We start from the raw sequence: 12,492 nt of genomic DNA, 5'->3' as shown, positions 1-12,492 counted from the left end.
CGCTAATATTACATTAGAACTTCTTACTATAGAAAATCCCTGCCATTGGCAGGGATTTTTTTTGGCATACACGAAATAGTATCCTATTTTTAGGTGCGCTTTCGTTATAATAGTTTTACATTTGTTATCTATTTATGTTTATGCATTGGCACGTACTTTATACCAAACCCCGTAACGAGAAGAAGGTTACTGAACGCTTACAACAGTTGGGGTTTACCGTGTTTTGCCCTTTAACCGAGGTGCTTCAGCAATGGAGCGATCGCAAAAAGAGGATACAAAAACCCTTATTGCCTTCTTACGTTTTTATTAAAATTGATGAAGCGAAAAGACAGGAGGTATTTCAGGTTGCCGGCATTGTACGGTATCTGTATTGGCTTGGAAAACCGGCTTTGGTTACGGATCATGAAATAGCCCTTTTGCAATCATGGAATCAAAAATTCGGTGCTGAACTTAGAGTGGAAAGTCTAACGCCCGGAACTCGAATTACATTGCCAAACGGCTTGTTTAAAGGCGTTAATGCCATTGTTAAAGAGCAACGCGGCAGAAAATTACAACTGGTTTTGGAATCGTTAGGGATTGTGATTTTTATGGAAACGGCGCCCTGATTATACTGTAGTAAAAACCTTTTAAATCAATCATTTAAAGCTTATTTTTCTTTTTTAAGCGTCGAAATGCCATTTTATCTCGGGTATTATTTGTCTCTTTCCTACAAATGAGTACTTTTGTTACTCAAGGGTTTTGTATCATGCTTGAAAATTTAATTACCTCTAAAACACGATTGCGTTTGTTGGTGAAGTTTTTTATAAACGTTGCCAACGAAGGTTATTTGAGAGGATTAGCCACAGAAATGCAGGAATCTACCAACGCCATCCGCAAAGAGCTGAACAATCTTTCGGAAGCAGGCTATCTCATTCGCCAAGATTCGGAAAATAAAATCACCTACAAAGCCAATCAAAAGCATCCGTTTTTTAATTTGCTGCAGCAAGTAGTTCACAAGTATATCGGATTGGATACGTTGGTCGAATTGGTTTTGGACCGTATGGGTGATGTGCGACGGGTGTACATCATTGGCGATTATGCTCAGGGGATTGATAGCGGTGTTATTGAAGTGGTTTTGGAGGGCGATCATTTGAATGAAACCTACATTGCTAACTTGTCTGAAAAGATTGAGTTGGAAATAAAGAAAAAGGTGTTGTTTTTCGTAGTTGCCCAAAACGAGAAAGGCGGCTTATTGATTTATGAACGCGATAAGGACTAAATTCTGTTTTTGAATTTAGGATAAAATATATAATTAAACCGGCAAAGGTTGGCACTGTTCTCCTGTGACTGACCGGGCGAAGCCATGAAAAAAAGTATTATCAGATTATGACCGAAAATAAATCTATCTTGATTACCGGTGGAACGGGTTCCTTGGGTAAGGCTTTAACGTCTCACATCTTGCATAACCATCCCGAAATAAAGCGATTGGTTATCTTTTCTCGAGATGAACAAAAACAATTTCAAATGGCGCAGGAGTATCCGCACGACCAGTATCCTCAAATCCGATTTTTTATCGGTGACGTGCGCGATAAGGAGCGACTCAAACGCGCGATGAAAGGCATCGACTACGTGATTCACGCTGCGGCGATGAAACACGTACCTATCGCCGAGTATAATCCCGATGAATGTGTGAAAACCAACATCCACGGGGCTCAAAATGTGATTGATGCGTGTTTGGATTCCTCGGTCGAAAGGGTAGTGGCACTCTCTACGGATAAGGCTTGTGCCCCTATCAATCTATACGGGGCGACCAAACTGGCCTCCGATAAATTGTTTGTAGCGGCCAACAACATTACGGGTTGGAATCCCATTAAGTTTTCGGTCGTTCGATACGGCAATGTGATGGGCTCCAACGGCTCGGTCATTCCGTTTTTCATCCAAAAAAAGAAAGACGGCGTATTGCCGATTACCGACCCGAACATGACCCGTTTCAATATTTCACTGCAAGGCGGTGTTGATATGGTCATGCATGCCTTATTTCACGCTTGGGGCGGCGAAATTTTTGTGCCCAAAATTCCGTCTTACCGCATTTTAGATGTTGCTCAAGCCATAGGTCCGGAATGCGAACACAAAGTAGTCGGTATCAGACCCGGCGAAAAAGTACACGAAGAAATGATTACACCGTCGGATTCCTTTTATACCTACGACTTAGGAAAATACTATACCATTTTACCGGCAACACCAAAGTGGAAAATGGACGATTTTATACAAACGTTCAACGCCGTCAAGGTGCCGGAAGGGTTTGCCTACAATTCGGGCGATAATACCGAATGGGAAACGGTTGAAGGATTAAGAGAACTTATTGTCTCACACGTTGATGCCTCATTTACATTGTAACCCATGGAAAAAGCAATACCCTACGGCAGACAAAACATAACGCCCGAAGATATCGAGGCCGTTATTACGACGCTGCAATCAGACTATTTAACCCAAGGTCCTATGATTGCCGCTTTTGAAGAAGCGTTTGCACACTACATCGGTTCCCGGTATGCCGTGGCGGTAGCCAACGGTACGGCTGCGCTGCATCTTTGTGCTTTGGCACTCGAGGTAACTCCCGGTCAAAAAGTCATCACCACACCCATCACGTTTGCCGCTTCGGCCAATTGTGTCCGCTATTGTGGAGGCGAAGTGGTGTTTGCCGATATCGATCCCGAAACGTATCTTATCGATTACGATTCGGTCAAAAAACTATTAGAAGCGTCACCTCAAGGTACTTATCAAGGGATTATTCCGGTGGATTTTGCCGGAAGAGCCGTCGATTTGGAAAAATTCAAAGCCTTGGCCGCACAATACAACCTTTGGATTATTGAAGATTCATGCCATTCCCCGGGCGGTTACTTTATCGATTCTGAAGGGAATCAACAAAACTGCGGAAACGGTGCTTTCGCCGAACTCGCTATTTTCTCCTTTCATCCGGTAAAACACATTGCTTCGGGAGAGGGCGGTATGATTACCACCAACGATAAAAAGCTTTACGATCGTTTGCTGCAATTGCGTACACACGGCATTACCAAAAATGATACCCTTTATACAAACAGTATCGAATTTGCCGGCGGCGATACCTACTATCCGGGCTGGTATATGGAAATGCAAACGTTGGGATTCAATTATCGTTTAACCGATTTTCAGGCGGCTTTAGGGTTAAGTCAACTCAAGCGTGCCGATGACGGTTTGGGACGAAGAAGAGCCATTGCCGCTCAATACGAACAAGCCTTTAAGGGATTGCCTTTTATCAAAGGGCAATCGGGTGTGGTAGAAGGGCATGCGTATCATTTGTATGTGATTGAAGTAGAAGACCGTCTCGGCCTTTACAATTACCTGCGCACCCAAAATATTTTTGCTCAAATTCATTATATTCCGTGTCATTTGATGCCGTATTACCGACAGTTTGGTTGGAAAGAAGGCGACAAACCATTTGCGGAACAGTATTATAAACATTGTATCAGCTTACCCATGTATCCTACATTAACCGATGAGGAACTACAGTTTGTAATTGATACCGTAATCCGATATTACAGTTAGTATGAAGGTAATTATTGAAGTAGCCAATACCCACGGAGGCGATTTGAACTATATGCTCGAATTGGTCGATACTTTTGCACCCTACCAAGACGGTTATGCCATCAAGTTTCAGCCTTTGCGTGCCGATACTTTGGCGACGCCCGATTTCGAATGGTATCCGGTGTACGAAAAATTGTCATTTAACCACCAAGAGTGGCATACCATTATCAGCAAAGCCAAAGCGACCAAAAGGGTTTGGCTGGATTTGTTTGATTTGTATGGTGTGGAAGTGCTGGAAAAGAATTTAGCCTCAGTCGACGGAATCAAACTCCAGGTTTCGGTATTGTTTAATTATGGGGTATTCGAAAAATTAAAAACGATTGATTTAGCCGATAAAAAAATTATCATCAATGTGGCTGCTTTGGATTTTGACGAAATTGCCTTCTTTGTCGATAAGTTTGAACGCGAAATTCAATCAGAAGAGCTGTTGCTCGAAGTGGGTTTCCAAGGCTATCCTACCGAATTACTCGATTCGGGGATTTCCAAAATCAAAGCGGTAAAAGAGCGATTCGGAAAACGGGTAGTGTTTGCCGACCATGTCGACGGCACCACCGATTATGCGGTTTGGCTCCCGATTATCGCCCTCAATAATGGTGCGGATATTATAGAAAAACACGTGATGCTGACCACACGCGAAACCCTATACGATTTTTATTCGAGCATTAACAGCGAACAGTTTGAAAAACTGGTTGGATTGATGGCCGATCGGGACGCGTTGGCCAAGGCTTCTTTTTTAAATGAAAAAGAAAAACTGTACCTCGAAAAATCATTACTCAAACCGTTGCTCAACAAAGAAGTTGCTGCCGGTCAAGGCCTCTCGCTAACCGAAGATTTCGATTACAAGCGGTCGGGTCAAACCGGTTTGCATGCCCGAGCTATCGAACAATTACTGCAACATCGCTCTATCCTTTCCACAGCCAAGTCAAAAGGAAAAGCCTTGCAATCGTCCGATTTCAAAACCGCTACGATAGCCGTAATTATTGCCTGCCGATTAAAATCGTCGCGACTCAAAGAAAAGGCCTTACTCAAGATAGGCGATTTGACTTCGGTGGAATATTGCCTTCGTAATGCCAAAAAGTTCCGAGGCATGCATCATGTTATTTTGGCTACATCCGATTTGGAAAGTGATGCCGATTTGGCACAGTACACGTACGACGAATCGGTGGTGTTTCACCAAGGCCATCCCGAGGATGTGATTAAAAGATACTTAGATATTATCGATACCTTACACGTAGATGTCGTGGTTCGTGTCACGGCCGATATGCCCTTTATTGATAATGAAATTCTCCAAATTTTATTGGATTCTCATTTTAAAACCGGAGCCGATTATACCAGTGGTGTAACCGCAGCTGTGGGAACCAACTTAGAAATTATCAATACCCAAGCACTCCGAAAAGTAAAAAGCTATTTCCCGAGTGCCGATTATTCGGAGTACATGACCTGGTATTTTATGAACAATCAGGAGCATTTTAAAATCAACCTGGTCGATTTGCCGTCGGAGTTGGTTCGTTCCTACCGATTGACGTTAGATTACGATGAAGACTTAGTGATGTTCAACAAAATTCACGAGGCCTTGGCGCCAACGAATCCCGATTTTAATTTGAGAGCGATTTTCAAATACCTCGATGAAAACCCGGAAGTGGCCAACATCAACAGTCACATTCAGTTGACCTACAAAACCGATCAGGCTTTAATCGATACCTTAAACGAAAAAACCAAGATTAAGCTGTAACCATGATTACCGATAAACTGGAAAATATTAAACACTATGCTTCGCTTTTTTCGGGTATCCATCCGTTGTTGCAAGTCACAGCGGTGAAGTCTCTAGACAGGGTTATTGAAAAAGAAAGTCATGGCGACATCACTTTAATTCCTATTCAAAGCAACGGCGTGTCCGCTACTTTTGATGCCGAGTTGCTCGAAGCCCATCGCACTTTGATGGATATTCACATTACTTTAGCGGGAACCGATGTGATTGCCTATGCCGACTTGCAAAGCGAATCACAGGAATCAAAACCCTACGACGAAGCAAACGATTATTTGTTGGCGCGCGCTCAAAACATCAAAACCCTTTCGGTTCCGGCGGGTTATTTTTGTATCATTCCCAATCAATTTGCTCATATGGCGCTTTACCAAGGCCACAGTGAGGTAAAAAAAATCGTGGTGAAAATGCCCGCTCCCTTGTAAATGAAGACGTATAAAGTACTCCGACAGTCGCATTGGGAAAATGCCCGTTTTGCGCTCGTTCCGATACGTTCGGAAGACCGGTTGGCGATTATGCAATGGCGCAACGAACAACTTTATCATTTGCGTCAGGCAAAACCGCTCACGGTGGAAGATCAGGAACATTACTTTAAAAACGTAGTGGCGCAACTATTCGACCAAGAGCAACCCAACCAAATTTTATTTTCGTTTTTAGAAAACGGGAATTGTATTGGCTATGGCGGTTTGGTACATATCAATTGGATCGATAAAAATGCCGAGATTTCGTTTATTATGAATACTGCTTTGGAGAAAGAACGGTTTTATGAAATTTGGGCGGCCTACTTAGACTTGTTGGAACAGGTGGCTTTTAACGATTTGCAACTGCACAAGATTTTTACATACGCTTTTGATGTAAGACCACATTTGTACAAGGCTTTTGAAGATGCCGGATTCACCGAAGACGCGCGATTGAGGGAGCATTGTTATTTTAATACTAAATTTTTAGACGTTGTTATACACAGTAAATGGAATAAAAATGAGTGATATTACTTTACGATTATTGACTGCAGACGACATTGAAATGGTGCGAAACTGGCGGAACAGCCCGGATGTAGCACCATATATGTATAATGAAGCACATATTACCGCAGAACAGCAGGTAAAATGGTTTGAAAAAATCAGTAATGAAAACAATTCGGTGTATTGGATTATCGAATACGAAGGGAAAAAATTAGGCTTGGCCAGTTTAACCGGTATCGACCGAACATTGAGCAGTTGCTATTGGGCTTTTTATTTGGGTGATTTATCGGTTAGAGGCGGTGGAATTGGTGCCAAAATAGAATACAATGTCCTTGACTATGTTTTCAATGAATTAAAGTTGAACAAACTCCGCTGTGAGGTATTTGTGACGAATGATAAAGTCATCAAAATGCACGAAAAATTCGGCTTCCGAAGAGAAGCGTATTACAGAGAGCATTGTGTTAAAAACGGTCAAAAACTCGACGTTGTCGGTTTGGCCATGTTGCAATCCGAATGGGCAACAATGAGAGAAATCATGAAAACCAAAATATATGGATAATCGAATCACTGTAGGAAGCTCGTATGAGTATGAATTTTCATTTAATCAGGAAGACGTCATCAAATTTGCACATGCTTCCGGTGATTTTAACCCGATACATTTAGACGAAGAATACGCCAAGGATTCAATGTTTAAACGAACCATCATACACGGTTTTTTGGGAGGAAGTGTTTTTTCAAAAGTATTCGGAACCATTTTCCCGGGTAACGGAACCATTTACCTCAAACAAGATTTGTCTTTTTACAAACCCATGTTTACCCAAAAACAATACAAGGCCACATTTGAGGTAACCGAGACCGATACAACTAAAAACAGAGCCGTAGTCAGGACTGCCATTTTAGATGACAACAACGAGATTGTTATTAAAGGAGAAGCGTTGATTAAGCATCCAAGTATTTATTAAGTATGAAAATTAAAGACAGATATATCAATCAAAACAGCCCGGTATTCATCATCGCCGAATTATCGGCCAATCATAACGGCAGCATCGAAGTTGCTTTAGAGACCATTAAAGCCGCTAAACGAGCGGGGGCCGATTGTATCAAACTGCAAACCTACCGAGCCGATACCATCACCATTGATTCTAAAAAAGACGATTTCCTGATTAAAGGAACTATTTGGGATGGTAAAAATTTATATGAGTTATACGAAGAAGCCTATACGCCGTGGGAGTGGCATGAAACCTTGTTTCAAGCTGCCGAAGATGAAGGATTGATTTGTTTTTCGTCGCCCTTTGATCCTACATCGGTTGAGTTGTTGGAGCATTTAAATGCGCCGGCCTATAAAATAGCCTCGTTTGAAATTACCGATATTCCTTTGATTGAATTGGTCGCTTCAAAAGGGAAACCGGTGATTATTTCCACCGGTATCGCCGAGGAAGCCGATATTGAATTGGCGCTCGATGCGTGCCGAAGAATGGGAAATCACGACATTGCTTTGTTGAAATGTACCTCGAGTTATCCGGCGCCGATTGAAGAAGCCAACATGATTATGGTGAAAGATTTGGCCGAACGCTATGGGGTTATCAGCGGTTTGTCTGATCATACCATTGGCAGTACCGTACCCGTGGTAGCAACTTGTTTTGGTGCCAAAATTATCGAAAAGCATTTTATACTCGATCGTGCCATTGGCGGTCCCGATGCTTCGTTTTCGATGAACGAAGCCGAATTTACCGCTATGGTGAAAGCCGTACGCGAGGCCGAAGCCGCCATCGGGGTGGTCGATTATACGTTAACTGAAAAGCAGCGTCAAGGACGTGATTTTTGCCGTTCGCTGTATGCGGTGCAAGATATCAAAGCCGGCGAGGTATTTACGACCGAGAATATCAAATCGGTGCGCCCGGGGTTTGGATTGCATCCGAAATACTACCGGGAAATCCTGGGAAAAACGGCTTCGACAGCTTTAGAAAAAGGAGATCGATTGGAATTGCGTTTTATTTCCAAGTATGATGGCTAAACCGGTTTTTTTAATTCTTACCGATTCTGTGGCTTTGCCCCGAAAACATTCTGATGGAGTCGTTTTATGGAATGATACGTATGTTGCTAGGCTTAAGGATTCCTGCCCGGATTATGATATTGTCAGTGTGTCAATCGGAGGCGCCTCTATTACTGATTTAGCCAATCAAATAAATTATTACAAAATACTTAATCCTAAGATAGTTTTACTTCATTGCGGAATTGTAGATGCAGCTCCAAGAGCTTTTGGGAGAATTGAATTGGCAGTTATAAAAAAATTAAAACTATTCCGATTGACTAAACCTTTCGTTAGATTTTTGCGAAAATACAGAAGCCATCATTATGCTTCGCTTGGGGTTTTTGAAGATGTATTATTAAAAATAAAGAGAGATTTAAATGCTGAAAGGTTTTATACTTTGAGTATACTTCCTTCATGCAATGAATATGAACAGTTAATGTATGGAATAACTGAAAGCATTGAGAATTACAATAAGGTTTTAAAAAAACATACGGAATATATTGACCTTAATCAGATACCAAGAGAAGGAATTGTGCATGATTTTCATCATATTAATTCTATAGGTCATGAGTATATTTTTCAACAGTTGCAAACTAGAATATTTGAATGATTAAGACACTGGTTGGTAAAATAAAACCCGAAAACAAGTCCTTTGTGGCACTAACTTTTTCTAATTTATTTAGTAATGTGGTCGCCATTATATCGGGAATTATTATTGCCAGATGGGTTTTGCCTGAAGAATTTGGGCTTTTTAATGCCTTGTCAATTTTTACTTCTTACATCATTCTGATTCAATTAGGTATTCCCAGTGGGTTAAGCAGAGAATTTCCTTTCTATTATGGTAAGTCAGATGAGAAATATGCTGAAGAGTTAGCGGCAACAGCAAAATACTTCATGCTGGCACTTTCGTTCGGGATACTATTGCTGGGCGTCATAGCAGGTATTGTTTTTTCCGTCCGTGGAGAATATGAATATGCTATAGGAAGTTTGGTTGTTGGGTTAACCTCTGCTCAAACATTTTTCACAACAAAATTTTTAAAAGTTTTATACCGCTCTGATAATCATTTCTTGACCCTTTCGAAGGTTACTATGATAAATACCATTGCTAGTTTGGTTACCATTTTTCTGGTATATGAGTATTCTTATTACGGTCTTTGTTTAAGGGCTTTACTGTTGGTTTTTGTCGATTGGTATTTTACGGACAAATGGAAACCATTAGATGTCAAATCTAATTTTAGTTGGAAAAATTTTAAAGAGTTGTCTCGTGTTGGTATGCCCATATATTTTGTTGCCAATGTTTACAGTCTTTGGCCAACTTTTCAAAGGACTATAATTTTGAGCACTCTCGGAGCAAAAGGATTAGGTGTTTATGCATTAGCCAATATTGTCCAGAATATGTTGAGTACATTTAACGGTGTGGTCTCGAGTACTAGTTTTCCCAAAATGAGTTTAGCTTATGGTCAAGGAAAAAACATCAATCAAATCATTAGAATACCTCTAAGACTGGCGTTGATATCCTTTCTGATTTATTTTTTCATATTGATAGTAGGCTGGCCTCTTTTGCCTAAAGTTGTTGATTTTGTTTTACCAAATTATGTTGAGGGAGTTGAAGCCGCTCAGTGGATGCTTTTAGTTGCTTTAGTCAGTTCTTTTGCTGTATTTTCTAATATCTATATGGTAGTAAAAAAAAATCACCATCGTTTGATTTCTTATTTCATCGGGATTACGGTTTGGCTTCTTTTTATCATATTTAACAGAGTTGATTCCATACAAGATTTGGTGGTTTTCAGTAAGGCTTTATTTTATGGCTATCTTGCTGTAAATATTTGTGACGGGTGTTTTTATTACTATTACCTAAAAGCGAATAGATTTACATCATAAATTGAAAGGACAATTGAAACACATTTTTAGTATTCATAACCACATTACATTTCTGGCAGCGGTCGGGACTATAGTGTATGAACGTATTCCAACAGACCAGGTGGTGCTGCTTTGCGGCGGTCAGTACGACCCCGATACCTCCGCTGCTTTTAAAGGAAAAGTGGTGCCTACTTATGACCGACTCGAATCGGGCTTTTCTTTCTTCCAAAAAATAGCGTCATTCAATTACACCAAAAAAGCAAACCACTACCTTACCCAAATCACCGAGGGCGAACCTTTTACCGCTTATGTGGATGTGATGTCGGTTTTTAACCGCTATTTGGTGATGCATCCGCAGTGTCAACAGTTTCATATCATCGAAGAAGGCATCGTGAATTATGCCGATTACGACGATTTTATGTTGTGGACTGCCGATTTGCGTCAGTTTGATTGGCAATGGAACGGTTTCGGCCCCGTAAAACAAAAACTCAACGCTTGTTTCCGATTGTGGCGCGGCCGAAGTTTGCGTTTGTTGGCCATGCCGATACATCCCAATTTGTATACCTTGCACCGCGGGGTTAAGGCGTATTGTTTTAGTGATGTGGCTTTTCGGTATACCCAAAACGAACAGAAAAAAATACTCTCTTGGGAAGGGCTCACGCCCTACATAAAAAGCCCTACAACGCCCTATGCCGACGGCGATTGGTTTTGGATAGGCGATACCCTGTGCAAAAGCTACGGCGTGCGTATGGAACATTTTGAAAAGGCTTTGCAACACTTATTGGAACGTCTCAATCCCGAGAAAACAGCGCGTACCATTTATCTCAAGTTCAGAGGCGGTGAACCTAAAGCTGAACAAGCGCTGACCTTGCACTATTTGAAGGCCTACGGGTTTCAGGTTGTTACCGTTCCGCCAACCGAAATTATGGAAATGGTATTTTTACAGTATAAAAATCTTCAGGTATGCGGTATTGCTTCCTCCCTGTTGATTTATGCCCATTTGATGGGACATCAAACCCATTCGTTGTATGCGTATCTTCCGGATGAATACAACATCAGTCTTGCCAAAAGCTATCCGACTATTGCTAAAAAAGTTGGGTTTCTACTATGAATATATTATTTGTTGCCAATTTTCCGATAGAAGATAACAAAGGCGGCGTACAACGCGTGACCGCCACCTTGGCGGAAGCCTTTCGCGCTTTGGAAATACATGTTTTTTACTTGTCACTAAGCAGTGGCCAAACCCAAACCATACAAGGGGTTACTCAATTTTTTTTACCCGATGGCAGCGATTTGCAGCGTGAGGTCAATCAACACTACTACGCCACATTACTCCGCGAGAATGCCATTGATGTAATTATCAATCAGGCCGGGATATACGGACACGTGATGTCGTTTGTAAGTCGCAATCTACCTAAGGGGATTCGATTGTTTACCGTACACCACAACTGCATCCGTTGTTTGCAGGAAAATTATAAAAACATTGTCAAAGGCGGTGTTTTCGGGAAAATAGCCCATCGTTTGGATTACGCTTGGTTTTGGAAAATTTTATTGTGGAAGCACAAACGAAAATACGGTACCTATTTCCGCAATGCCATAGCGCAATCGGACGCTTTGGTGTTGCTTTCCGAATCATTTATCCCCGAATTGAAGACCTATCTTTCCTCTTGGCCCGAAAACAAAGTGGCGGCTATTTACAATCCGGCACCGTTTAAGGTGCATCCCGAGGCGTTGTACGGCAAGGAAAACCGATTGTTGTATGTGGGTCGGGTAGAGTATACCCAAAAGCAATGCAACTTGTTATTGCCTTTGTGGAAGGCAATACACCAACGTTTTCCCGATTGGCATTTTGATATCGTTGGCGGTGGTTCGAAACTGAAAGAATTGATGGCCTTGGCCACTGAGGATACGTTGGAGCACCTCCATTTTCATGGTTTTACCGATCCCAAACCTTTTTTGGAAAAAGCCAAAGTTTTGGTAATGACCTCTTCGTTCGAAGGATACGGAATGGTGTTGGTGGAAGCGCAAGCTTACGGCGTGGTTCCGATAGCTTTTCACTCGTTTAGCTCGGTTTCCTCTATCATTGAAGATGACAAAAACGGGGTGTTGGTGCATCCTTTTGATTTGGAATCGTATATTGAAAAATTAGCAGCGTTACTTGAAAACGAAACCAAGCGCTTCCCAATGGCGCAATACGGTCAACAAACGGTCACCCGATTTATGCCCGACATCATAGCACAAGAATGGTTACATTTGATACACTCTAAAACGTAAAG

The 12,492-nt window shown here is 41.6% G+C and carries 14 protein-coding genes; all 14 read left to right on the top strand.

Annotated features, from left to right (window positions below; translation table 11 throughout):
• Positions 1-140 precede the first annotated feature (140 nt).
• The 14 genes from QHT84_RS09855 to QHT84_RS09790 all read left to right on the top strand — a co-directional run bounded on the left by QHT84_RS09855 (position 141) and on the right by QHT84_RS09790 (position 12,490).
• On the top strand, positions 141-605 hold the full coding sequence (locus QHT84_RS09855; RefSeq protein WP_283239393.1) for a UpxY family transcription antiterminator: 465 nt from the start codon (positions 141-143) through the stop codon (positions 603-605).
• A gap of 140 nt (positions 606-745) precedes the next feature.
• Positions 746-1,258 (top strand): ArsR family transcriptional regulator, encoded by a 513-nt coding sequence (locus QHT84_RS09850; protein WP_283239392.1) that lies wholly within the window; start codon positions 746-748, stop codon positions 1,256-1,258.
• 107 nt (positions 1,259-1,365) lie between these two features.
• Complete coding sequence (gene pseB / locus QHT84_RS09845; protein ID WP_283239391.1) at positions 1,366-2,376, top strand: UDP-N-acetylglucosamine 4,6-dehydratase (inverting); 1,011 nt, start codon at positions 1,366-1,368, stop codon at positions 2,374-2,376.
• A gap of 3 nt (positions 2,377-2,379) precedes the next feature.
• On the top strand, positions 2,380-3,561 hold the full coding sequence (pseC, locus tag QHT84_RS09840; RefSeq protein WP_283239390.1) for a UDP-4-amino-4,6-dideoxy-N-acetyl-beta-L-altrosamine transaminase: 1,182 nt from the start codon (positions 2,380-2,382) through the stop codon (positions 3,559-3,561).
• Position 3,562: 1 nt separating this feature from the next.
• A complete protein-coding gene (locus QHT84_RS09835; protein WP_283239389.1) occupies positions 3,563-5,332 on the top strand; it encodes a cytidylyltransferase domain-containing protein in 1,770 nt (589 codons plus the stop codon).
• Positions 5,333-5,334: 2 nt separating this feature from the next.
• Positions 5,335-5,787 (top strand): YhcH/YjgK/YiaL family protein, encoded by a 453-nt coding sequence (locus QHT84_RS09830; protein WP_283239388.1) that lies wholly within the window; start codon positions 5,335-5,337, stop codon positions 5,785-5,787.
• Complete coding sequence (locus QHT84_RS09825; protein ID WP_283239387.1) at positions 5,788-6,348, top strand: GNAT family N-acetyltransferase; 561 nt, start codon at positions 5,788-5,790, stop codon at positions 6,346-6,348.
• Positions 6,341-6,883 carry a UDP-4-amino-4,6-dideoxy-N-acetyl-beta-L-altrosamine N-acetyltransferase gene (gene pseH, locus QHT84_RS09820; RefSeq protein ID WP_283239386.1) on the top strand — a complete coding sequence of 181 codons (543 nt, stop codon included), beginning with the start codon at positions 6,341-6,343 and terminating at the stop codon, positions 6,881-6,883. The genes QHT84_RS09825 and pseH overlap by 8 nt, the downstream gene beginning before the upstream one ends.
• A complete protein-coding gene (locus tag QHT84_RS09815) occupies positions 6,876-7,286 on the top strand; it encodes a MaoC family dehydratase (RefSeq protein ID WP_283239385.1) in 411 nt (136 codons plus the stop codon). Before pseH ends, QHT84_RS09815 begins: the two co-directional genes overlap by 8 nt.
• Positions 7,287-7,288: 2 nt before the next feature.
• A complete protein-coding gene (gene pseI / locus QHT84_RS09810) occupies positions 7,289-8,338 on the top strand; it encodes a pseudaminic acid synthase (protein ID WP_283239384.1) in 1,050 nt (349 codons plus the stop codon).
• Complete coding sequence (locus QHT84_RS09805; RefSeq protein ID WP_283239383.1) at positions 8,328-8,966, top strand: SGNH/GDSL hydrolase family protein; 639 nt, start codon at positions 8,328-8,330, stop codon at positions 8,964-8,966. The genes pseI and QHT84_RS09805 overlap by 11 nt, the downstream gene beginning before the upstream one ends.
• Positions 8,963-10,237, top strand: coding sequence for a lipopolysaccharide biosynthesis protein (locus tag QHT84_RS09800; protein ID WP_283239382.1), 1,275 nt, complete (start codon positions 8,963-8,965; stop codon positions 10,235-10,237). The genes QHT84_RS09805 and QHT84_RS09800 overlap by 4 nt, the downstream gene beginning before the upstream one ends.
• A 13-nt stretch (positions 10,238-10,250) precedes the next feature.
• On the top strand, positions 10,251-11,327 hold the full coding sequence (locus QHT84_RS09795) for a polysialyltransferase family glycosyltransferase (RefSeq protein ID WP_283239381.1): 1,077 nt from the start codon (positions 10,251-10,253) through the stop codon (positions 11,325-11,327).
• A complete protein-coding gene (locus QHT84_RS09790; protein ID WP_283239380.1) occupies positions 11,324-12,490 on the top strand; it encodes a glycosyltransferase in 1,167 nt (388 codons plus the stop codon). The genes QHT84_RS09795 and QHT84_RS09790 overlap by 4 nt, the downstream gene beginning before the upstream one ends.
• Positions 12,491-12,492: the final 2 nt, after the last annotated feature.

Source organism: Flavobacterium sedimenticola (assembly GCF_030053345.1).
GTDB lineage: Bacteria > Bacteroidota > Bacteroidia > Flavobacteriales > Flavobacteriaceae > Flavobacterium > Flavobacterium sedimenticola.
This window is presented reverse-complemented; position numbering and strand designations above follow the sequence as displayed.